Origin of the sequence: Brachyspira hampsonii, assembly GCF_001746205.1 — a bacterium.
Lineage (GTDB): Bacteria > Spirochaetota > Brachyspiria > Brachyspirales > Brachyspiraceae > Brachyspira > Brachyspira hampsonii_B.
The window spans coordinates 141,747-165,043 of record NZ_MDCO01000010.1; the positions used below are offsets into that span (position 1 = coordinate 141,747).

Consider the following 23,297-nt stretch of genomic DNA (forward strand, 5'->3'; position numbering starts at 1 on the left):
GAGATCTTTTAATATGGCCAATAATATTCAGATAGATAATAAAGTATATCCGGAAAGAGGGGTAGAGTTCGCAAAAAAATATAGGATGGAAAACGGACGTGTAAACTTTTCACGAACCGCTTCTGTAATAGAACCTCCCGATCTCCTCGCTATACAAAAAGAATCTTATGAAAGTTTCCTTCAAAAGGATGTACCTGAAAATAAGAGAAAAAATGAGGGATTACAGGAAGTTTTAACTTCTATATTTCCTATAGTATCGTCTAATGAAAAAATGCAGATAGAATTTATTTCTTATTCTATAGGAGAGCCTAAAATTACAGAAAAAGAGGCTAGAAGGAGAGATAAAACTTATTCCTATCCTTTTAAAATAAAAGTACAATTAACTGTAAGAGACCCTGAAAGAATCATAGAACAGGAAATATTTGTGGGTGATATACCTGCTATGACTGACAGAGGTACATTTATTGTTAATGGTGCTGAACGTGTTATAGTTTCTCAGATTCATAGATCTCCAGGTGTCGTTTTCAACCGCAGCGACAGAGATGCTATGTTTGTAGCTAAAATAATTCCAGACAGAGGTACTTGGTTGGAATTTGAGCTTGATACCAAAAAAGATATAATGTATGTTAGAATAGACAGAAAGAAAAAACTTCCTGTTACTGTATTTTTAAGAGCTATTGGTATCACAACTAATGAAGAAATTTTGAAATTATTTTATGAAGTTGATAATATTTCATTAGAAAAACTTTCAGATGAAAATTCTAAAGAGGCTTTAATAGGCAGAAGATCATATTCAACAGTGTATGATACAGAAAACCCAGATGAAATAATATTGAATCCTGGTGAGCTTATTAACCCTAACTTGGCTGAAAGACTTTTAATGAGCGGTATTAAAGAAATATCCGTATTAAATATGGAAGCAATAAAAGATAATGTAACCATAATTAATACTTTAGATAAAGATACAACAAAAAATCAAGAGGAAGCATGCACTAAAATTTATAATGTTATAAGACCGGGAGAACCCGCTTTAATAGAAAATGTTGTGAGGACTTGTAATGATTTAGTGTTTGACCCTAAATCCTATGCTTTAGGAGATGTAGGCCGTTATAAATTAAATAAAAGATTAAACTTCCCTGAAAGCGAACAGGATAAAGTTTTAAGACATAAAGATATAATAGAAACTATTCGTTTTTTAATAAAGGTATTTATAAATGAAGAACAGTTAGATGATATTGACCATTTAGGAAACAGACGCGTAAGAAGTGTTGGTGAATTATTATCCATACAAATAAAAGCTGGTTTCACTAGAATGGAGCGTATAGCTAAAGAAAGAATGCAGATGCAGGATATGGAGGCAGTAACTCCTCAGTCTCTTGTAAGCATTAAACTTATACAGGCTGTAATTAAAGAGTTCTTCGGTACAAACCAATTATCTCAGTTTATGGATCAGAATAATCCATTATCGGAGATTACACATAAAAGAAGATTAAATGCTTTAGGTCAGGGCGGTCTTACAAGAGACAGAGCAGGTTTTGAAGTAAGAGATGTACACCATACTCACTACGGAAAAATATGTCCTATTGAAACTCCTGAAGGTCCAAACATTGGTCTTATAGTTTCACTTGCCACTTATGCTAAAATTAATAAGCATGGTTTCTTAGAGACTCCATACAGAAAAGTAATTGACGGAAAAGTAACAGATGAAATAGAATATCTAACAGCTCACGATGAGGAAAAATACCATATTGCTGATGCTAATGCTCCTTTAAATGAAGATGGAACTTTCAAAGATAATCTTATTTCAACAAGATACAGAAGTGAATTCCCATATTCTTCACCAGATCAGGTTCAGTATATGGATGTTTCGCCTCAGCAGATTGTATCACTTTCAAGTTCTTTGATACCATTCTTAGAGCATGACGATGCTAACAGGGCTTTAATGGGTTCAAACATGCAGCGTCAAAGTGTTCCTTTGCTTTATCCGGAAGCTCCTATAGTAGGAACAGGTGTAGAAGCTAAAATCTGTCAGCCTGGTACAGGAATAGCAGTTCATGCAAAAAGAGCTGGAAAAGTAATTAAAGTTGTTCATGATGAAATTATAATTAAGCCTACAAAACAAAACAGCAATGATGATTTAGATGTTTATGAATTAGTAAAATACCAAAGAACTAACCAAGACACTAATTACCATCAAAGACCTGTTGTAAATGTAGGCGATGTTGTTAAAGCGGGAGGACTTTTAGCTGACGGACCTGCAACAGATCATGGTGAGTTAGCACTTGGAAGAAATGTTCTTGCTGCTTTCATGATTTTTGAAGGCTATAACTTTGAGGATGCTATACTTTTAAGCAGAAGATTAGTTCAGGAAGATGTGTTTACTTCCATACATATAGAAGAGTTTTCAGTTGAAGCCCGAGAAACAAAATTAGATAAAGAAAATATTACTAGAGATATACCTAATGTATCGGATGCAGCTTTTAAAAATTTAGATGAAAGAGGTATTGTAAGAATAGGTGCTAAAGTAAAAGCAGGAGATATATTAGTAGGTAAAGTAACACCAAAAGGTGAAACAGAAATAACTCCGGAATACAGACTTCTTCACTCAATATTCGGTGAAAAGGCAAGAGATGTAAAAGATACTTCTTTAAGAGTTCCTCATGGTAAAGAGGGTACTGTTATAGATGTAAGAGTATACAGTAGAGAAAACGGTGATGAATTAAAGCCTGGAGTAGAAGAAGTAGTAAAAGTATTTTTGGCTAAGAAGCGTATAATACAGGAAGGCGATAAAATGGCAGGCCGTCACGGTAACAAAGGGGTTGTTGCCAGAATCATGCCTATAGAGGACATGCCTTTCTTAGAAGACGGTACTCCTGTAGATATATGTCTTAACCCATTGGGTGTACCTTCTCGTATGAATATAGGTCAGGTAATTGAGATGCTGCTCGGTTGGTCTGGTCATAAAATGGGACTTAAATATGCTTGTCCTGTATTTGAAGGACCTAAAGAGGAGGCTTTAAGAGAGGCATTTCTTGCAAGCGGTATGAATGCTAATGGAAAAGTTAGACTCTATGACGGAAGAACAGGAGAGCCTTTCAAAAATGAAGTTGCTGTAGGATACATGTACATGCTTAAACTTAATCACTTAGTAGAAGATAAAGTACATGCTAGAAGTACAGGTCCTTACTCACTTGTTACTCAGCAGCCTTTGGGAGGTAAATCTCAATTCGGAGGTCAGAGATTAGGAGAGATGGAAGTTTGGGCATTAGAGGCTTATGGAGCTGCTAATATGCTTCAAGAGTTCTTAACTGTTAAATCAGATGATATGACAGGACGTGCTAGAATATATGAATCCATTGTTAAAGGTGATGTGATATCCTCTCCGGGTATACCAGAAAGCTTTAATGTATTAGTTCAGGAACTTAGAGGTTTGGGACTTAATATTACTATTCATGATGAAGAAGGCAATCAGCTTCCTTCTACTGAAAAAGAGCTTAGACAGAAAAATAAAAAGAAAGAACCAAAGATTTGGAAATAATTAGGAGAAGTTTAAGTATATGCAATTTTCAAATTTTGACCAAATAAAAATTAGTATAGCAAGCCCTCAGGTTATGAGAGAATGGAGTTACGGTGAGGTAAAAAAACCAGAAACTATTAACTACAGAACTTTAAGACCTGAGAGAGACGGACTTTTTTGTGAGAAAATATTCGGAACTACTAAAGAATATGAATGTTACTGCGGTAAGTTTAAAAGCATTCGTTATAAAGGTGTAGTTTGCGATAAATGCGGTGTTGAAGTTACTCATTTTAAAGTTAGAAGAGAGAGAATGGGACATATAGAATTAGCGGCTCCCGTTGCTCATATATGGTATTATAGAAACACCCCTTCAAGAATAGGACTTCTTCTAAATATGAATATAGCCCATTTAAGAAGCGTACTTTATTTTGAAAGGTATGTAGTTATTGACTCAGGCGACAGCAGTTATTCTAAAGGTGATTTATTAACTGAAGATGAATATAACGAAGCTTTAGACAGATATGGTGATAATATAAGAATAGGAATAGGTGCTGAGGGCATAAGAGATATGCTTAAAGACCTTGATATGGACGAAGAGATTAGAAAGCTCAGAGAGGAAATGATTAAAAAAGGCGAGAAGAGCGACAGACGATTAAGAAAGCGTCTTGAAATCTTTGAGGACTTTAAGGCTAGCGGAAATGATCCTACTTGGATGATACTTGATGTAGTTCCTGTAATTCCTCCTGATTTAAGACCTATGGTTCAGCTTGACGGCGGACGCTTTGCTACTTCAGACTTGAATGACCTTTATAGAAGGGTTATAAATAGAAATATTCGTTTAAGAAGATTATTAGTTTTAAGAGCTCCTGACATTATCATAAGAAATGAAAAAAGAATGCTTCAGGAGGCTGTTGATGCTTTATTTGATAACAGCAGAAGAAAGAAAGTAGTTAAGGGGCCTGGAAACAGACCTTTAAAATCTCTTTCAGATATGCTTAAAGGTAAACAAGGCCGTTTCAGACAGAACCTTTTAGGTAAACGCGTTGACTATTCAGGTCGTTCTGTTATTGTTGCTGGTCCTAGACTTAAAATGCATCAATGCGGTCTTCCTAAAAAAATGGCGGTAGAATTATTCAAGCCATTTATTATGAAGAAATTAGTTGAAATTAATTCAGCCCATAATATAAAATCTGCTAAAAGATTTGTAGAGGAGGGCAGAGAAGAAGTTTGGGGAGTATTAGAAGATATTGCTAAGGAACACCCTGTACTTTTAAACAGAGCTCCTACACTTCACAGACTTGGTATTCAGGCATTTGAACCTGTTCTTGTTGAAGGAAAAGCCATTCAGCTTCACCCATTAGTTTGTCATGCTTACAATGCTGACTTTGACGGCGACCAGATGGCAGTTCATACTCCGCTTTCTGCAGAGGCTCAGATTGAGGCTTGGACTTTGATGCTTGCTCCTCATAATATATTAAACCCTGCTAATGGTGAACCTATTGTTAACCCTACACAGGATATAGTTCTTGGTATAAGCTATCTTACTAAACTTAGAACAGGAAGTAAAGGTGAAGGAAAGATATTCTCATCTCCTAAAGATGCTCTTCTTGCTTATGATAATAATTTAGTTGAGCTTGAATCCAGAATTAAAGTTTTAATGAAAAATAAAGACGGAGAGGAAGAGTTTATTGAAACTTCTGTTGGAAGATTAAAATTCAATGAAGTTATTCCTGAAGATTTTAGATATCAAAACAGAGATTTTAACAGTAAAGATTTAGCTAAATTCATTCATGAAGTATATTTAAAACATGGTACAGCAGTAACAGTTAATATGCTTGATGATATTAAAGAACTTGGCTATCAAAGTGCTACAGTATTTGGTTCTACTATTTCTATTGCTGATATACTTATACCTCCGATGAAAAAACATGAAATAGAAGAGGCTACTAAACAGGTAGAGTTCATTGAAAATCAGTATATGAATGGTATTATCACTACCGATGAGAAAAAACAGAAAGTTATGGACCTTTGGACTACCGTTGAAGGTAAAATAACTGAAGCTATGATGGATAATTTAAGACAAGACCAAGACGGATTCAACCCTGTATATATAATGGCTGATTCCGGAGCTAGAGGTTCTAAACAGCAGATAAGACAGCTTGCTAGTATGCGCGGTCTTATGGCTAAACCTTCTGGTGAGATTATTGAACTTCCTATTATTTCAAACTTTAAAGAAGGTCTTACTGTACAGGAATACTTTATTTCTACTCACGGTGCTAGAAAAGGTCTTGCCGATACTGCATTAAAAACTTCAAGTGCTGGTTATCTTACTAGAAAATTGGTGGATGTTGCAATAGGGGTTGTTGTTTCAGAGCATGACTGTGGTACTGTTAAAGGTATTGCTATAGAGGCCATAAAAAACGGAGATGAAATTAAAAAATCTCTTAAAGAACGCGTTGTGGGATTCTTTACAAGTGAGCATATTTATCATCCAATCACAAAAGAGCTTATATGTTCTGCTAATACTGAAATTACTGAAGAGATTGGTGATTTAATAGAGAAAGCAGGAATAGAAAAAATCAGTATAAGACATCCTCTTACATGTGAAAGCAGAATGGGTGTTTGTCAGAAATGTTATGGAAGAAGTTTATCTACTAATAATCTTGCTTCTATTGGTGAGGCTGTTGGTGTTGTTGCTGCTCAAAGTATTGGTCAACCGGGTACTCAGCTTACAATGAGAACTTTCCACATCGGCGGTGTTGCCACTCAGATGGTAGAAGAAAATGAGATTAAAGTTAATTATCCTATATATATAGAACAATTCTCTAACTATGTTGTTCAGCCTAATGGTGTTAAAATCACAGCAAGAAAAGGTGATTTAATTATAAGAAGAGTTTTGGAAAAATGGGAAAAATCTTCATTAAAAGATATTATTGCTGAGCATAATGCAAAAGTTCTTATAGGAGATGTTATAGCTACACTTAAAGATGGTACAGAAATTAAAGCTACTCATAATGGTACTTTCAAAATCACTGATGATGATAAATATATAATGATTACAGGTGATAAGCATACTAATGTTATTAAAGTAGGAAGTGAATATAAAGTAGATGAGCATGTATTCATAGAAGCTAATACAGTTATTGCCAGCTTTGATACTTATAACGAACCTATCATCTCTGAAAAAGCAGGTATTGTAAGATATCAGGATATCATACCTGGAAGAACCTTAGTTGAAGAGATAGACGATCAAACAGGTAATAAAACTAATATTATTCAGGAATTCAAAGATGCAAGTATGCAGCCTAAAATCTTGATAGTTGGTGATAATGATACTTTTGAAACTGATATACCTAATGGTGCTCAGCTTATGGTTGAAAATAATCAGAAAGTTGAAGTTGGAGAGGTTATTGCTAAAACTACTCGTATACAGCAGAAAAGTAGAGATATTACAGGAGGTCTTCCAAGAGTACAGGAATTGCTTGAAGCTCAGAAACCTAAAGACACTGCTATTATTGCTGGTATTGACGGTGAGGTTGAAATAGGCGGTTCTCATAAGGGTAAAAAAGTAGTTAAAATCAGAAATGAATTTGATGAAACTAAACACTTGGTTCCTCATGGTAAAATGCTTCTTGTAAGAAATGGAGACCAAGTAAAAACAGGTACTCAATTATGTGCAGGTAAAATAAACCCTCATGATATATTAGAAACTCAAGGTGATTTGGCTTTACAGACTTATTTACTTGAAGAGATTCAAACTGTATACAATCAGCAGGGTGTAGGTATTAATGATAAGCACTTTGCTCTTATAATAAGACAGATGCTTAGAAGACTTGAAATAACTGATCCGGGCGATACTAAATATATTGTTGGTCAGTATGTAGATAAATATGAATTTGAAGAAGAAAACAGACGATATGAAGAAGCAGGCGGTTCTCCTGCAAGCGGTAAGCCTGTGCTTTTAGGATTAACTAAAGCTGCTCTTAATACAGAAAGCTTTATATCTTCTGCTTCATTCCAAGAAACTACTAAAGTATTAACTAATGCCGCTATAAAAGGAAAAGTTGATAAATTGCTTGGACTTAAAGAAAATGTTATTATAGGGCATTTAATACCTGCTGGTACGGGAGTTAAACTTTATAATAAACTACATGTATACAACAAGCAAAGCGGTGATTTAGATAAGAAAGATAATATTGATAATAATACCAAAGAAGAAGAAGTTATGCAGATAACTGTATAAATAAATCTTTTAATAAAGGAGGTTTTCATATCATATATGAGAACCTCTTTTTATAATTCTTAATATATTCAAATAATAAAGTGTAATAAAATGATAAACAAAATTAATAAAATGCCTTTGGCTCTTACAGGTTTAGCACTTGGTGTAGGAGGTATATTTAATGCTTGGACTATATTTACAGGTATTAAATATTTTGCCTATATTGGTGCTGTAATTTCATCTGTTTTAATACTTACAATTATAACAAAGATATTTTCATCATTTGGGGCTTTTCTTAATGATTTAGAACATCCTGTTGCAGGAAGCACTATTCCTACTCTTGATATGGCTGTTATGGTGATATCGTCTTCGGTGGTTCAGTTCATAAGACCGCTTGGTATAGCTATGTGGTTTATTGCAATTGCTGTGCATATAATATTTGCTTTTACATTCATAGCACATAGAATTAACTTAAAAGATTTAGAGCATATGCTTCCTAGCTGGTTTGTTCCGCCTGTTGGTATAGTTGTTGCTGCTGTTTCTGGTGCTAATATGGGTTTTCCTCAAGTATCTCAAGTAATAGTTTATATAGGTACTGTTCTTTATATTATACTATTTCCTTTTATATTTTACAGAATAATTTTTCATGATCCTTTAGCTGATGACAGGTTTCCTGCTTTTGCTGTAATGGGGGCTCCTGCTAATCTTTGTCTTTGTGGTTATTTGACAGCTTTTCAAACTTATAACACTGCTTTGCTTAATTTTCTTTTGGCTTTGGGATTATTTACTACATTTAAAGTATATTTATCCCTTATAAGAGCTTTTAGAATTAAGTTTATACCTTTGTTTGCAGCTTATACTTTCCCATTAGCTGTTGGGGCTCAGGCTTTGCTTAAATATGCTAATTATTCAAAAAGTATTAATGGTGAGTATTTTTATATATGGAATATTATTTCTATATTTGAGCTTATAGTTGCAAGTATGATGATACTTTATGTTTTCATCAATATGATGTTCTTTGTTCATAATAATGTTATAAAAGAAAGTAAATAATATTAATTATAATTTTTGTATTTATTTATATAATCAGTTAATAATATATTTGGCCTCTTTATATAAATAAATACTATTATAATTATTTGTAAAATAATACCTATATGCTAAAATAAAAAAATATATATATATAATTAAAACCTTACTTTTACAGAATTGGCATGTGCTTCTAAACTTTCATGCTCTGCAAAGTTAATTATATTGTCTTTCACTTTTTCTAATGCATCTTTAGTGTAGTAAGTTATATAAGATTTTTTTATAAAGTCGTCTACTGATAAGGGAGAAGCAAATTTTGCTGTTCCGCTTGTAGGTATTACATGGTTAGCACCAGACAAATAATCACCCAATGCCTCAGGAGTATAATCACCCAAAAATATTGATCCTGCATTTTTTATCTTGCTTAATATAGAGAAAGGTTCTTTTATGCTTATCTCCAAATGTTCTGGGGCTATTTCATTGCTTATGTATACCGCTTCATCTATAGTTTCAGTTATTATTATTCTGCCGTTATTTTCTATAGATTCCATTGCTATATCCTTACGGCTTAATTTTTCTAATTGTTTATATAATTCTTCTCTTACTTTTTCTGAGATATTTTTACTTGTTGTTATTAATATGCTTGAAGCTAATTTATCATGTTCAGCCTGTGCAAGCATATCAGAGGCTATATGTATTGGATTTGCAGTCTCATCTGCTATTATTAATACTTCGCTAGGGCCTGCCACCATATCAATAGATACCTCTCCATATACAAGTCTTTTAGCCATAGCAACATATATATTTCCAGGTCCTACTATTTTATATACTTTTGGTATAGATTCTGTGCCGTAACTTAAAGCCGCTATCGCCTGAGCACCGCCTGTTTTAAAAACTTTATTTACACCTGCTATTTTTGCTGCTGCTAGTATATTATCATTAATTTTTCCTTCTTTGTTTGGAGGCGATACTAATATTATTTCATTTACTCCAGCTACTTTTGCAGGTATAACATTCATAAGCACTGTTGAAGGATAAACTGCTGTCCCACCCGGTATATAAACTCCCACTTTTTCTATAGGGTTTATAATCTGCCCCATAACAATACCGTCCTCTTCATTAGTTATAAAGCTGTTTCTTAATTGTTTTTTATGGAATTTTTCTATATTGTTATAAGCTAGTTTTAATGTTTCTCTGAACTTCTCATCAACTCTGTTATATGCTTCTTCTATCTCTTTTTCTGTTACTCTTAAATTATCTATTTCAGCATTATCAAACATCTTTGCGTATTTTTTTAATGCATTATCTCCGTTTTGCTTAACATCTTCAAGTATTGCTTTTACCTTTTCATTAACATCATCATAACTGAATTGACTTCTAAGTAATATATCATCTAATGATTTGCATTCTTTATAATTAATTACTTTTATCATAATACTAATTCCTTATAAAACTTCTTCTATATTTTGTACTATTTTTTTTATTAAGTCATTTTTAAACTTATAGCTTACTTTATTCACTATGAGTCTTGCACTGATATAATTAATAATATCTTTTATGATTACAAGATTATTTTCTCTTAAAGTGCTTCCAGTCTCTACTATATCAACTATCACATCAGATAAATTGAGTATAGGTGCTAATTCAATAGAACCGTTTAATTTTATTATCTCAACATCTCTGTTTATAGAATTAAAATAATTTTTTGATATATTTACATACTTTGTAGCAACTCTCAATCTTCTTTCTATGTCCTCTTTGTATCCATTAACTGAAGCCATACAAACCTTACATTTTCCAAATTTCAAATCGAGAAGTTCATATACATCATGATTATTTTCAAGAAGTATGTCTTTTCCTACAATACCAATATCAGCAACTCCCTTCTCAACATATATTCCTACATCTGAAGGCTTTACTATAAGGTATCGTACATTTTTATCCTTATTTTCAAATACTAATTTTCTGTTATCTTCTAGTATTTCTTTATTTTCGTAACCTATTTTTTCAAACAGTTTATATACTTTATTTACTAATCTTCCTTTGGGTAATGCTATATTAATCATATTTATATTCTTTTTTATTATTTTTGTATTATTAAATTATTTAAAAAATATTATAATGTATAAGAAACATTTTTTCAAATAGTAATAAAATAGTTTTTATTATATTTTGTAAAAATTAAAGATTAATGAACAAAATGGTTGCTGTATAAAGTATAATATTAATTTTTATAATATAATTAATATACTATAATAAGTAAAAATAAATTTATAAAATAATATTTATTTATTTTTCTTGACAAGCTGAACATTATTTATATACTTTAAAATAAAGGAGTGTATTGTATGCCAAATAAAAAAATAAAAAATTTACAAAATACTAAAACCGCGTTAACCGAACATAAACTAGATGATGGTACTATAGTAAAACTTAATCCTATAGTTACAAGAGTAGTTTTATATGATAATAAAAATAAAATTAATTAATTTTTATTAAATTATTATTTTCAAATATGTATTTTTCTTTGTAACTATATTCTGTATTGTAGTCATCACTATATATATCTGTTCTTACTTTTTTTTCTTCCTCTATAAGACTTTGTACTTTGCTTAATAAGATTATTTCATCTCCGTTTTTATATAATATTAATATATCGAAGTCATATTCATTTTTATCTATATCGCTTGTATATAATTTATCCATATAAACAGCAAAACCTATTGCATTTTTTTTATTTTTATCATTTCTAGTATGTGCATTAAATTTTGCAAGGAGTTTATCGTATCTTCCTCCGGAAAGGACTGCATCGTTGCTTTCTTTTATATATCCTTTAAAAATTATTCCATTATAATATCCAAGTTTACTTTCTATTGAAAAATCTAATAAAATTTTGTCGAAGTTATCATAATTTTCAAATACCGCTGACAGCATTTTTAATTCATTATATGCTTTTTGCATTTTATCATTTATTATTATACTTTCTATTTTTTTTAATATTTCTTTATAGCTTCCGCATAAATCTATTAGTGATATTATATAATTTTTATATTGCTCATTTATATTATTGCATATTAATATTTTTTCTAAATCATGTTTATTTTTGCTGTATATAAAATTAAGTATTTCTAGTTTTTTATCTTCATCTAGGTTTAGTTCATCTATCAAAGCAAACATAAAATCTATACTTGATATTTCTAATATATATTCATCATTTATAGATTTTAAACTATCTATTGCCATGCTTATTATTTCTAGATTTGAATATGTGCTTAGAGTTCCTATTATTTCTACGCCTAGCTGCTGTATTTCTTCATATTCATTTGAAACTGAATCTATTTTATAAATATCTTCTATATAATAAATTTTATTTGTGTATTTATTATTATCTTTTAAAACTTTTTTTACTATTGATAATGTAACATCCGGTCTTAAAGACTGCAAATTTCCATTTAAATTCATAAATGTGAGTATATGCTCTGTTTGAAGAAAATCTTTATAATTGTTGTATAAATTGTAATCTTCAAATTTACTTAATTTAATTTTTTTGTATCCGTATTGTTCATATATTTTTGTTAATTTAGATGCTATATTATTTTCATTCATAATTTGATTCTTCTTAAATATTTGAATTTTGAATACATATTATAATCTAAAAAATAAAAATTACCATAATAAAGCAATTAAAATAATATTATTTATATTATATTTTTTAGTGTAATTTGAAATAACTATAAAAAGAGTATATTATTATCTATAAATTTAATAAAAGGAGTGTTAATGAAAACAGAAGAAGAATTAATAAAAAAATTAATGAAAAATCAAATGGATTATAATATATTTATAAAATTTAATTCAAAAACAGCTTTAGAAAAAACATCTCTTACTAACTTAATAAGAAAAGCTATAAGCAGCGGATATATAGAGAAGACAGCAGGTAATTTGCTTCGAGTAACAAAAGAGGGAAGACAATATATTAATAAACTAGAAGGTAAAGAAGAAGCTCCTAAAACTATAAAATCTGTACGGGTACATGTTGATCCTAAAGATGCTAAATCAGATTCTGAGATTATAGCTAAATCTTATAATATAAAATTAAATTTCAGTGAAGAATTATTAAAATTGGCAGAAGAAATAAATAATAATGCTGATTTTACAAATATAGAAGATGATAGGATTGATTTAAGAAGTTTAAAGACAATAACTATAGATAGTGAAAGTTCAAAAGATTTGGACGATGCCTTCAGTATAGAAAAAACTGATAATTATAAAGTGTATATTCATATTTCTGATGTAAGCCATTTTATAGAGATTGACTCCCCTTTAGATTTGGAGGCTAGGGCTAGAGGAAATTCCACTTATTTAATTGATACAGTTTATAATATGTTTCCTGAGGTTCTTTCTAACAATATAATTTCTTTAAATGAGAATGAGGACAGATTTGCTATTACATTTATTGCTGATATAAATAATGAGGGTGAAATATTATCTTCATCTGTTTGTAAAAGTGTTATAAGATCTGATAGAAAATTATCTTATGATTATGCTGAAAAACTTATAAAAAAAGAAGAGAAAGATGAGGATTGGCTTTTAGAACTTATTGATAATGCTTTAAATATAAAAAATATTTTGTATAAAAAAAGGAAAGAGGGCAGGGGTGTAGAATTTGAAAATCAGGATATCAAAATAGTTCTTAATGATGACGGCATTCCTATAGAGTTTTATGCAGAAGAAAAAAAGGAATCTATGTCAATAATAGAGGAATTAATGCTTCTTGCCAACAGTAAAATAGCTGAAAAGTTATCTAATTATGAGGGAGTTATATACCGTTATCATGGACTTCCTGATGAATATAGATTTAATAATTTTAAAATACTTGCTCATACTAAGGGTTATGAATTAAAACAAAATCCTGATAAAAGCTATGATATAAAAGGATTTATAGATAATATCAAAGGAAAACAGGAAGAAAATTTACTTATACCTGTACTTCTTCGTTCTATGACGCCTTCTTCTTACAGCATAGTAAATAAAAGTCATTTTGGCTTGGGACTTGATTATTATACTTATTTTACATCTCCTATAAGAAGATATGCTGATTTGCTTATACATAGAATAGTTAAAGATACTATTTTATCTGATAATAATTCTATAAGTGATAGATTAAAAAATATATGCAAAGATTCTATTGATAGTTTATCTATGCTTGATAAAAGTTCAAAAAAGGCTGAGAGATATCTTATTCAAATAAAAGCGGCAAGGTATATGAAAGACAGACTTGGAGATGAGTATTATGGTATTATAAGTTCCATATCTCCAAAAGGAATATATGTTGAAATAGAAGGTTTGGAGATAGAAGGCTTTATAGAGGCTATTTATGTTGGCTCTAATTATAGATTTTATCAGGATATGCAAAGTGTATATGTTGATAAAGTAAAGGCTTATGAGTTGGGTGATAGAGTAAAAGTATTAGTTACCAAATCCAATGTAGAAAACGGAAAGATATTTTTCTCATTGTAGAATTTTATAATTTAAATATTTTTTATAAAAAAGCAGGGAATTAAAAGTACCTGCTTATTTTATTATTATTATTTTACTTTAAAATATTCTATTTCATTAATAATATCTTTACTCATATTTGATATTTCAGAACTAGATGTTGAGTTTTGAGTGGCTAAACTTGAGTTTTCCTGAGTAATATTATTTAATTCTTTTATAGCGGCATTCATTTGTATTATTCCGTCCTCTTCCTGCATTATAGACTGAGATATATCCTGAAGCTCATTTTCCATTTCTTTTACCAAATCATTAATAGTATTTAGTATAGAAGATGATTTACTTGCTGATTCATTTCCGATTTCTACTCTTTTTACAGTTTCATCTACAATAGAAGTAATATTATTCGCAGCTTCATTAACAGTCTGAGCTAAAGATCTTACCTCACTTGCAACTATGGCAAAACCTCTTCCCTGTTCTCCAGCTCTTGCCGCCTCAACAGCAGCATTTAGAGCAAGTATGTTAGTTTGAAATGCAATAGATTGTATAAGTTTAGTTATTTCAGATATTTTTTTGCTGGATTCAGATATTTCGTGCATATGAGCAGATATTTCATTAACTGCTTTTACGCCTGTATTTGTAGTTTCCATTATTTTTACACTTTTATCTTTTGCCTGTAATGAATTAGAACTTATTTCTTTTATAGAACTTGATAAAGACTGCATTGAACCGGTAAGCTCTTCTATAGTAGCTGCCTGAGTATTAGTTCTGTCAGATAAATATTCACTGCTTGATGATATACTTTCTATTTCATTATTTATTGTATTAAGATTTGACTGAAGTTTTGACACAACATTTCCTATAGCGTCTTTCATATTATTGACATAAGAAACTAAAGAGCCTGATTTATCATTTTTATTTTCATTATCTTTACTGTCTATAATAAAGTTTCCTTTGGACATTTGCTCTATACTGTTCATAGCTTTATCGAGCATCTGAGATATAGGTATAACTACAAAGAATGCTAATGTTGTTTGTATTGTTATTAAAATAATAATAACTAAAAGATATGCTAGCATAATATTTCTTATTCTATTATTGATGGCATTCATATCACCTCGTATTACAATTTTATAAGGGGTGTCTCTTAATGGTTTTATAGTGTACCATTCATTTCCTACTATATGCATTACAGCTTTATTAGGGTCTTCTAATGATTTTGCATCTTTAAATAATGGCTCCTGATATATATTATGATTATCATCAAATATATAGTCCTTATTCTCATGGGACATATAAAGTCCTGCTGAAGTCATTATATTTACCTGATTATCGCTAAGAACTTTTTTTGATATATTATTCATTTCTAAGAAGTCTATACCTATAACTCCTTTTAGTGAATTATTAGTGTATACAGCTAATGCCAATGTTATACATATTCCGCCGGTATTAGCATCAACATAAGGTTCTGTAATAAATATACCATTTTTGGTAAGAGCACCTTTATACCATAATCTTGAAGTTTGATCATAGGTGTTAGGATAAGGGCTTATACCATTAACAAAAAGTCCTCCGTCTTTGTATGGTATTTCATTTCCGTATAGTATGTCATATATGTTTTTATTTGATTTTAATATGCTTTCAAGTGTTTTTCTTATATTTGTAAATGAGTTTTCATTTGCTTCAAAGTATCCTCTTAATGTATACATTACATCATATACTTTTTCCATTTCTGTAGATATTACCAATTCAGTATTATCGATCTCTACCAATGTATTTTTTATAAACTCATTAGTATATACAGTTTTATAAGCAAAAAACATAATAATATATGCTAGAAGTAAGAAAACAGCAAAAGGAATAATTAATTTAAATAATAGCACTTTATTATTTTTCATAGAAATAACCTTAAAATAAATTCTTCAAGTAGAAAGTATATAAATTTTTTTTCATGTGTCAATTATATTTAATAAAATGAGAATATATTAAAGTATATTTGATTTTTATAAAAATAATTTAACATTTATATATGTTAATCATATATATGGCTACAAAATTGTAAATCTTTGTAAAATCTAAAAAATACTAATTTTTTAATATAGATTCTATTTCATTTTTTGTAAGCTCTTTAAAAGAACCTTCTTTTAAGTCATCTAATAATATATCAGCTATTCTTAATCTTTTTAGTATTATTACTTCAAAACCTACTTTTTGGCACATTCTTCTTATTTGCCTATTTTTTCCTTCTGTTAAGATTATGTAGAAAGAATTTTTATTAACTCTTTTTACCTTTGCAGGTTTGAGTTTTTGTCCGTCTAAAGAAATCCCATACTCTAATTTTTTTAAAGCCCCATCTGGTATACTATCATTAACTTTGACAAAATATTCTTTTTCGCAGTTTGTATTTTCGCCTATTATCTTTTTAGCAAATACCCCATCATTAGTAAAAAGTATAAGTCCTGAGCTGTCTTTATCTAGTCTTCCAACAGGATATATATTATCAAAATCATTTTTGATTAGATTATATATAGGCTTTCCTTCATTTTTATTTGATGAAACTACATAACCTCTAGGTTTATTTAATTTTATATATATTTTATTTTCTTTATATTGTTCAATGCTGCATTCTACATTGTCATCTTCATTAACTTGAGTTGCCGGGTTTGTTATAATTATGCCATTAACTTTAACATTTCCGTTTTGAATAAGCCTGTCAGCTTCTCTCCTGCTTGCAATATTTAAAGATGCTATATATTTATTTAATCTCATTTATCAGTCTTTTTAATAAAAAATTATATATATAGTACCATAATATAATTTTTAATCAAATTTTAATAATATTTTCTAAAATTATGCAGTTATGATAACGATATATATATTAGAATTTTATATTTTTATAGTTGACAATTTTTATTGATTATAATATAATTGTGCTAAGTTATTGGATATAATTGCTTAGCTATAAATATTAAGGAGAGTGCGCTATGAAATTCTATAGAAGTACGAGAGATTTTTCTCGCTACCTCATAATCATTTGTCTATTCATAAGCATAAGTTCATTTGCTGTTTATGGACAAACTTCTAGTGTTTACATGGAAACTAGATTGCTTTACAACTTTGAAACATTAGATGAATGGCAGCCAATATCAAATGCTAGCCGCTTTATGTTCAGAGGTGATAGAACAAATGAAAATGGTGTTGTAATGAAATATCCTAACATGAGATTGTTCGCTACAAAACCATATGGTATGGGTAACCAAAGTTATAATTCAACTAATTCATTATCAGTAAGTGTTTCTTTTTTCAGAAAATCTTATAACTTCTTTGACTTAGTTCCAACAGTACAAAAAATCATACCAGGTAAAGCTCAAACTTTTGATGTTTGGGTATGGGGTGGTAATTATGACTATACTATGGAAATGATATTTGAAGATTATCTTGGTTATACTTATACATTGCCTTTGGGATCTATAAGATATATAGGTTGGAGAAATATGAGTACATCAGTACCATCATTTATTCCTCAAGAAGAACCTTATGTTCCTAGAGCTAAAGGTTTAAGATTTATGAATTTCCGTTTCTGGTCATCACCAGAGGAAAGAGCAGATAACTTTGTAGTTTTATTGGACTATTTCCAAACAGTAACAGATACATTTAGAGAGTCTTATGACGGATCTGATATTGAAACTACATTAGGTCAGGAAGTTGGCGGAAGATCTTCTGAACAATATACAGAAGGCGGAGCTCAAGTAGTAGGTGAAAGCAATAGCGGTACTGCCAGCGGAGATACTACTACAGAACAGCCACAAGAAGCGCAATAATTAAGGAGAAAAACGAATATGAAAAGATTAAGTATCTTGATAACAATGTTAATTCTAACTGTTGCATTCTTGTTGTTTGCCCAAGATGCGGCTCAAACAGGTGAGCAAACTACTCAAAATCAAGGTGAAGATGGTAATAACTTCGTAACTGAAGCTATCACTAACTACTTAATAGATGATTTTGAATTTGCTAATACTTGGCAAGCTTCTATGCCTAGAGATTATGGCGTAGTTAGTATTATTCGTCGTGAAGGCGGTCCAGCTGATGTTGTAGCTGAAGGTGCAGAAAATAATAAATACATTTTAGGTGCTAAAGTAGAATACTTCAGAACCGGTTATCCTTGGTTCTCTGTTACTCCACCTAGACCTGTGAAAATACCTGGTTATACTAAAGAAATTAGTGTTTGGGTAGCTGGTCGTAACCATAATAATAAAATGAGTTTCTATCTTTATGATATAAACGGAAAACCTCAGTCTGTTGGTAATGAAGCTCTTAACTTTATGGGTTGGAAAAACATAACTGTACAAGTTCCTGCTAATATAGAACAAGAAGACTTCAGAGGTCAAGTTGAACAAGGTATTAGCTTTATGGGTATACATGTTAAAGTTGATCCTAGAGATTCTTATGGTAAATACTATATCTATTTTGATCAATTAATGGCTAAAACTGATATGTATTTAGAAACTTATAGAGAAGAAGATGATCCATTAGATACTTGGTAATAATAATAACAAGTTGAAATGAATATGATAGGTGAAGTATTATTAATAGTACTTCACCTTTTTTATTTGTATAAATAACTTGAAATTAATATCATTTTATATTAAACTACTAAGATATATACAACTTAAAAGAGAGTTTTATGTCTAATATTAATATAAATTTACTTCTTCTTATTGGATTTATATTGTTAGCTGTATATTCTATAACAACTAGAATTGTAAATAACAGGGCAAGTAAAGATAAAAAAGAAAATGATAGCGTTGATGAAGATAATAATTTAAAATAATAAAAAGGTGTCAGATGAGTGAATTAATTATATATGTAATAATAGCTATTATATGGGCTATAGTGAGTTTGGTACAAAAAGCAAATAAAAAAAATAAACAAAATAAAATACCAAAACAGAATACTCATAAAAATAAGAAAGTTAATAATAAAAATGAAGAAGAAATATTTAGAGAATTACAAAAGAATATTCATACTTTAAAAAAGTATAATGATGAAGTTCTTAGAGAAAATACCAAAAATGAAGATGTATATACTAGTCATTATGAAACTTCAAGCAATGATAGAGAAATATTGGAGCTTCAGGAAAAATATAATTCTAAAATATCTCAAATTAATTCTATAAAAAAAGAAGATGTCAGCACTAATTTTAATAATATTATAACATCAGAAAACAAAAGGCAAGTCAATCATATGCTTTCTTCATTGGATATAAAAAATGCTGTAATATATAATGCTATACTTGAACCTAGAAGAATTAATTATATGAAAGTAAATATATCAAGACTTAATTAGAAGAGTTGTAATAATGAAATCATTTGAAGAACTTATATCTGTAATACAAACTTTAAGAGGCGAGAATGGATGTGCTTGGGATAAGGTACAGACTTTTGACAGTTTAATTCCTTGTTTTTTGGAAGAGGCTTATGAACTTGTAGAAGCTATTAATAATAGAGATTATGAGAATATTAAAGAAGAGCTTGGAGATGTACTTTTGCATGTTGTATTTTTTTCTGAGCTTGCTAAAGATGAAAATAAATTTAATATAGATGATGTTTGCAAAAATATTAATGAAAAACTTATAAGAAGGCATCCTCATGTATTCGGTGATAGTGATGTGAAAGATGTTCAGGGTATACTTAAGCAATGGGATAAGATAAAAAAAGAAGAGAAGGGTATTGATGGTGTTGATGAGTTTAAAAGTGTACTTGATGGTATACCTAAATCGCTTCCTATTATGGAAAAATCTTATAAATTAATGAAAAAAGCCGCTAGTGTCGGATTTGAATACGAACATATTGATGATTCTTTGTCAAAGATAGAAGAAGAACTTTTGGAAGTTAAAGAAGCATATAAAGAGAAGGATAAAGAACATTTGGAAGAAGAAATAGGGGATTTGATTATGACTGTTCTTGATTTTGCTCGTATGAATAAGATTAATCCTGTTAATTCTCTTATAAAAGTTAATGAAAAATTTACAAAGAGATTTCAATATGTTGAAAAGTCTGCTTATGAAATGAATAAAAAATTAGAAGATATGTCTTTAGATGAAATGGATAAACTTTGGAATGAATATAAGAAAAAAGAAAGAGAAAATCAATGAATATATATGATTTTTATGTTAAAGATATCAATGGTAATGATGTATCTTTATCAAAGTATAGAAATAAAGTTATTTTGATAGTTAATACTGCTACTAGATGCGGGTTTACTAAACAGTATGAGTATTTAGAAAATATATATGAAATGTATAGTAGCAGAGGCTTTGAAATATTAGATTTTCCTTGTAATCAATTTTTAAATCAGGCACCGGAATCAGATGATAAAATAGATAGTTTCTGTAAAATAAGATATAATACATCTTTTGATAGATTTAAAAAAATAGATGTTAAAGGAAAGAATATAGAGCCTTTATATTCATATCTTATTAGCAATAGCAATTATTTATTTAATAAAAATATAAAATGGAATTTTACAAAATTTCTAATAGATAGAAATGGAAATGTTGTAAGGAGATTTTCTAGTTTTTCATCTGCAAAGAGCATAACTAAATATATAGATAAAATTATATAATATTTTGTAATTATATTATACTAAATCTGTTTTTATAGGGTTGTTTTATTAATTTTTTACATTCATATTATGGACTTTTTATTGCAAGAATTCTAATTTTATATTATAATGTTATCATATTAAATGCAGAGGTTTTGCTTAATGGCTATTAATGCTAATTTATATAAAACATCCAAATTGTATGACTTGCTTACTAAAATCATTAAAAAGAAAAATGATGAGGATTTTAATTTAGAGGATCATATAAATAAATTACTAGAGCTTATATCAAAAAGTACAGAGGAAGAAGTAAATTATGCAGATAATAAAATAAGCTGTCTTCATCTTGCCGTGCAGATAGGCAATGCTGATGTAGTTGCAGCTTTAATAGAAAGAGGTGCCAATGTTAATGTAATTAATGACAGAGGAGTTAGCCCATTGCATACAGCTATTATCAAAAACCAGCCTGAAGAAGTTATAAAAATATTACTAGATAATGGGGCAGATTATAATATTGAACAAGCAAATTTTTCAGCTGTTGATTTGGCTGCAATAATTGGGGTTCCATATATGCATTTATTTAAAAAATAAATTTCTTACTATTAATTTTGATTATGTATAATATTTTCTATATTCTGTAATGTTTGTATTTATTTTTTAAATATTATTATTTAGAAATTCAAAATGATTTAAATATGGATATAATCAAAATCTATTTTTATTCATTTTATAAAAAATTAGCATACGGATTTCGATTATATCCATAATTTAGTTTTAACTTACCCTGTCTGTTTTCATCTTATAAATTTTATCAGCTATATTCAAAGTTGAAAGTCTATGTGAAACTAAAACAACAGTTCTATTCTCACTATTATCTTTTATAGATTTCAATATAACAGCCTCATTCAAACTATCAAGATTACTTGTAGGCTCATCAAGAAGTATAAAAGGAGCTTTATGTAAGAAACTTCTTGCTATACCAATTCTTTGCTTTTCCCCTCCTGATAAAGTGTCCCCAAGTTCTCCTACATTTGCATCATAACCATCAGGCAAACTCATAATAAATTCATGTAATGAAGCTTTTTTGCATGCTTCTATAACCTCTTCTCTTGATGCATTTTGATTTGCTATTTTTATATTATTTTCTATTGTGTCTTTAAAAATAGAAGTTTCCTGAGTTACATAGCTTTCCATATCTCTAAGCGTATCTGTATTAATATCTTTTATATTTGTATTTGATATTTTAATACTTCCTTCTTTTATATCCCAAAAACGCATAAAAAGTTTAAGAAGTGTAGATTTTCCGCTTCCGCTTTTACCGCTTATTCCTATTATTTTATTAGGCTCTATTTGCAAATTGTAATCATTTAATATTTTTTCTCCTTCATAATCAAAATACACATCTTCGCATTTAACACCATTGAAAGAAAGTTCTTTTTTACCATCATAAACTTCTTCTATAATAGGTTTTTCTTTAAGTAAGTTTAATACTCTCTCACCGCTTGCTAAAGTCATAAATAAATTGTTTGATAAATTACTTAATGCTATAACAGGTCCGAAAGAACTTGCCATTGCTATAGTAGGTATTATAATAGCAGTAAAATTTGATTCTTTTGATATTATTATACTTATAACAAGAACAGCCAATGTAAATAATGATACAGCAGAAGTTGTAAGCCCTGATATTACGCCTTCATATTTTTTTAATTTTTTATTTAATTCCATTAAGTCATCAGTTTTACTCTTTATATTTTCTATTCTTTTCTCACCGTATCCGAATTGAAGTATTTCTTTTATTCCCCATAAACTGTCAAGAAAATAACTATTTAATTTTCCAAAATTATTTCTATAAGCCATACCATCATTTTTTCCGAATTTTGATGAAAAATATGGAATAATAAAACCTATAGTAAAATATCCCAGAAAAGCAATAGCACCTAATATAACATTAAAACTTCCTATAAATATTGTCATGATAATTGAAGTTAATACTCCTATAGCTATAGGTGAAATAGTATGGGCATAAAACACTTCTAATAATTCTATATCGCTTGTAATAAGTGCTATTAGATTTCCTTTATCTCTTCCTTCTAGTTTGGCAGGAGATAATTTTCTTAAAGCCTTAAAAACTTTATCTCTTATTAAAGCAAGTAATTTAAAAGCTATAAAGTGATTGCTAAGCTGTTCTATATAGTGAAAGAATCCTCTTAAACAAGCAAGCATTAAAACTATTATAAATATTGTTTTTATTGTGAATAAAGAATTCAGTCCAATATATGTTAATATAGCATATCCCCCGAATATGGTTATTGATATAGCACATAAAAATCCTAAAACTCCTGTAGTGATAGCTAATATCATAACATGCATAAGCGGAGCAATTAATCCAATTAGTTCCGCCATAATTTTTATACCGCTTCTACGCATTAT

Annotated in this window: 18 protein-coding genes; 12 read left to right on the forward strand and 6 right to left on the reverse strand. The window is 29.4% G+C overall.

The features are described 5' to 3' along the window. Positions 1 to 13: 13 nt before the first annotated feature. The 3 genes from rpoB (at position 14) to BFL38_RS08315 (ending at position 8,792) form a co-directional block, all read left to right on the forward strand. Positions 14 to 3,538 carry a DNA-directed RNA polymerase subunit beta gene (gene rpoB / locus BFL38_RS08305; RefSeq protein ID WP_069726617.1) on the forward strand — a complete coding sequence of 1,175 codons (3,525 nt, stop codon included), beginning with the start codon at positions 14 to 16 and terminating at the stop codon, positions 3,536 to 3,538. 19 nt (positions 3,539 to 3,557) lie between these two features. Next, positions 3,558 to 7,760, forward strand: coding sequence for a DNA-directed RNA polymerase subunit beta' (rpoC, locus tag BFL38_RS08310; RefSeq protein ID WP_008728854.1), 4,203 nt, complete (start codon positions 3,558 to 3,560; stop codon positions 7,758 to 7,760). Positions 7,761 to 7,850: 90 nt separating this feature from the next. Beyond that, positions 7,851 to 8,792 (forward strand): TDT family transporter, encoded by a 942-nt coding sequence (locus tag BFL38_RS08315; protein WP_069726618.1) that lies wholly within the window; start codon positions 7,851 to 7,853, stop codon positions 8,790 to 8,792. Positions 8,793 to 8,926: 134 nt separating this feature from the next. Here BFL38_RS08315 and hisD read toward each other — a convergent pair whose 3' ends face one another. Continuing rightward, a complete protein-coding gene (hisD, locus tag BFL38_RS08320; protein ID WP_069726619.1) occupies positions 8,927 to 10,201 on the reverse strand; it encodes a histidinol dehydrogenase in 1,275 nt (424 codons plus the stop codon). A gap of 12 nt (positions 10,202 to 10,213) precedes the next feature. After that, positions 10,214 to 10,834, reverse strand: a complete 621-nt coding sequence (gene hisG / locus BFL38_RS08325; protein ID WP_069726620.1) for an ATP phosphoribosyltransferase — start codon at positions 10,832 to 10,834, stop codon at positions 10,214 to 10,216. A 282-nt stretch (positions 10,835 to 11,116) separates the two neighbouring features. Between hisG and BFL38_RS15160 the strand changes: the two genes are divergently transcribed. Then, positions 11,117 to 11,257: a hypothetical protein gene (locus BFL38_RS15160; protein ID WP_176720562.1), complete on the forward strand. Its 141-nt coding sequence runs from the start codon at positions 11,117 to 11,119 to the stop codon at positions 11,255 to 11,257. Here BFL38_RS15160 and BFL38_RS08330 read toward each other — a convergent pair. Continuing rightward, entirely contained in the window at positions 11,250 to 12,374 is a 1,125-nt protein-coding gene (locus tag BFL38_RS08330) for an ATP phosphoribosyltransferase regulatory subunit (RefSeq protein WP_069726621.1), read from the reverse strand. The genes BFL38_RS15160 and BFL38_RS08330 overlap by 8 nt on opposite strands. A 174-nt stretch (positions 12,375 to 12,548) precedes the next feature. On the opposite strand from BFL38_RS08330, the gene BFL38_RS08335 reads away from it, so the two are divergent. Next, positions 12,549 to 14,288, forward strand: a complete 1,740-nt coding sequence (locus BFL38_RS08335) for an RNB domain-containing ribonuclease (RefSeq protein ID WP_069726622.1) — start codon at positions 12,549 to 12,551, stop codon at positions 14,286 to 14,288. A 68-nt stretch (positions 14,289 to 14,356) separates the two neighbouring features. Here BFL38_RS08335 and BFL38_RS08340 read toward each other — a convergent pair whose 3' ends face one another. Both BFL38_RS08340 and BFL38_RS08345 read right to left on the reverse strand, forming a co-directional pair. Beyond that, positions 14,357 to 16,162 carry a methyl-accepting chemotaxis protein gene (locus tag BFL38_RS08340; protein WP_069726623.1) on the reverse strand — a complete coding sequence of 602 codons (1,806 nt, stop codon included), beginning with the start codon at positions 16,160 to 16,162 and terminating at the stop codon, positions 14,357 to 14,359. 187 nt (positions 16,163 to 16,349) lie between these two features. Continuing rightward, positions 16,350 to 17,033, reverse strand: coding sequence for a pseudouridine synthase (locus BFL38_RS08345; protein WP_069726624.1), 684 nt, complete (start codon positions 17,031 to 17,033; stop codon positions 16,350 to 16,352). 323 nt (positions 17,034 to 17,356) lie between these two features. Between BFL38_RS08345 and BFL38_RS08350 the strand changes: the two genes are divergently transcribed. The 7 genes from BFL38_RS08350 (at position 17,357) to BFL38_RS08375 (ending at position 21,458) form a co-directional block, all read left to right on the forward strand. Beyond that, the gene (locus tag BFL38_RS08350) at positions 17,357 to 18,085 is read left to right on the forward strand and encodes a flagellar filament outer layer protein FlaA (protein WP_083249409.1); all 729 of its coding nucleotides are present in this window, start codon (positions 17,357 to 17,359) and stop codon (positions 18,083 to 18,085) included. Between the two features lie 18 nt (positions 18,086 to 18,103). Beyond that, positions 18,104 to 18,808, forward strand: coding sequence for a flagellar filament outer layer protein FlaA (locus BFL38_RS08355; RefSeq protein WP_069726626.1), 705 nt, complete (start codon positions 18,104 to 18,106; stop codon positions 18,806 to 18,808). A 140-nt stretch (positions 18,809 to 18,948) separates the two neighbouring features. Next, entirely contained in the window at positions 18,949 to 19,095 is a 147-nt protein-coding gene (locus BFL38_RS15165) for a hypothetical protein (protein WP_176720563.1), read from the forward strand. Between the two features lie 14 nt (positions 19,096 to 19,109). Next, complete coding sequence (locus BFL38_RS08360; protein ID WP_069726627.1) at positions 19,110 to 19,610, forward strand: hypothetical protein; 501 nt, start codon at positions 19,110 to 19,112, stop codon at positions 19,608 to 19,610. A 13-nt stretch (positions 19,611 to 19,623) separates the two neighbouring features. Next, entirely contained in the window at positions 19,624 to 20,418 is a 795-nt protein-coding gene (mazG, locus tag BFL38_RS08365; protein WP_069726628.1) for a nucleoside triphosphate pyrophosphohydrolase, read from the forward strand. Then, positions 20,415 to 20,888 (forward strand): glutathione peroxidase, encoded by a 474-nt coding sequence (locus tag BFL38_RS08370; protein ID WP_069726629.1) that lies wholly within the window; start codon positions 20,415 to 20,417, stop codon positions 20,886 to 20,888. Before mazG ends, BFL38_RS08370 begins: the two co-directional genes overlap by 4 nt. 141 nt (positions 20,889 to 21,029) lie before the next feature. Beyond that, the gene (locus tag BFL38_RS08375) at positions 21,030 to 21,458 is read left to right on the forward strand and encodes an ankyrin repeat domain-containing protein (RefSeq protein ID WP_069726630.1); all 429 of its coding nucleotides are present in this window, start codon (positions 21,030 to 21,032) and stop codon (positions 21,456 to 21,458) included. 183 nt (positions 21,459 to 21,641) lie between these two features. On the opposite strand, the gene BFL38_RS08380 is transcribed toward BFL38_RS08375, so the two are convergent. Continuing rightward, entirely contained in the window at positions 21,642 to 23,294 is a 1,653-nt protein-coding gene (locus BFL38_RS08380; protein ID WP_069726631.1) for an amino acid ABC transporter ATP-binding/permease protein, read from the reverse strand. Positions 23,295 to 23,297: the final 3 nt, after the last annotated feature.

What these genes read in the sequence shown, in the direction of transcription:
- rpoB (WP_069726617.1), top strand. Translation starts at nt 14, where the DNA reads ATGGCCAATAATATTCAGATAGATAATAAAGTATATCCGGAAAGAGGG.
- rpoC (WP_008728854.1), top strand. Translation starts at nt 3,558, where the DNA reads ATGCAATTTTCAAATTTTGACCAAATAAAAATTAGTATAGCAAGCCCT.
- BFL38_RS08315 (WP_069726618.1), top strand. Translation starts at nt 7,851, where the DNA reads ATGATAAACAAAATTAATAAAATGCCTTTGGCTCTTACAGGTTTAGCA.
- hisD (WP_069726619.1), bottom strand. Translation starts at nt 10,201, where the DNA reads ATGATAAAAGTAATTAATTATAAAGAATGCAAATCATTAGATGATATA.
- hisG (WP_069726620.1), bottom strand. Translation starts at nt 10,834, where the DNA reads ATGATTAATATAGCATTACCCAAAGGAAGATTAGTAAATAAAGTATAT.
- BFL38_RS15160 (WP_176720562.1), top strand. Translation starts at nt 11,117, where the DNA reads ATGCCAAATAAAAAAATAAAAAATTTACAAAATACTAAAACCGCGTTA.
- BFL38_RS08330 (WP_069726621.1), bottom strand. Translation starts at nt 12,374, where the DNA reads ATGAATGAAAATAATATAGCATCTAAATTAACAAAAATATATGAACAA.
- BFL38_RS08335 (WP_069726622.1), top strand. Translation starts at nt 12,549, where the DNA reads ATGAAAACAGAAGAAGAATTAATAAAAAAATTAATGAAAAATCAAATG.
- BFL38_RS08340 (WP_069726623.1), bottom strand. Translation starts at nt 16,162, where the DNA reads ATGAAAAATAATAAAGTGCTATTATTTAAATTAATTATTCCTTTTGCT.
- BFL38_RS08345 (WP_069726624.1), bottom strand. Translation starts at nt 17,033, where the DNA reads ATGAGATTAAATAAATATATAGCATCTTTAAATATTGCAAGCAGGAGA.
- BFL38_RS08350 (WP_083249409.1), top strand. Translation starts at nt 17,357, where the DNA reads ATGGAAACTAGATTGCTTTACAACTTTGAAACATTAGATGAATGGCAG.
- BFL38_RS08355 (WP_069726626.1), top strand. Translation starts at nt 18,104, where the DNA reads ATGAAAAGATTAAGTATCTTGATAACAATGTTAATTCTAACTGTTGCA.
- BFL38_RS15165 (WP_176720563.1), top strand. Translation starts at nt 18,949, where the DNA reads ATGTCTAATATTAATATAAATTTACTTCTTCTTATTGGATTTATATTG.
- BFL38_RS08360 (WP_069726627.1), top strand. Translation starts at nt 19,110, where the DNA reads ATGAGTGAATTAATTATATATGTAATAATAGCTATTATATGGGCTATA.
- mazG (WP_069726628.1), top strand. Translation starts at nt 19,624, where the DNA reads ATGAAATCATTTGAAGAACTTATATCTGTAATACAAACTTTAAGAGGC.
- BFL38_RS08370 (WP_069726629.1), top strand. Translation starts at nt 20,415, where the DNA reads ATGAATATATATGATTTTTATGTTAAAGATATCAATGGTAATGATGTA.
- BFL38_RS08375 (WP_069726630.1), top strand. Translation starts at nt 21,030, where the DNA reads ATGGCTATTAATGCTAATTTATATAAAACATCCAAATTGTATGACTTG.
- BFL38_RS08380 (WP_069726631.1), bottom strand. Translation starts at nt 23,294, where the DNA reads ATGCGTAGAAGCGGTATAAAAATTATGGCGGAACTAATTGGATTAATT.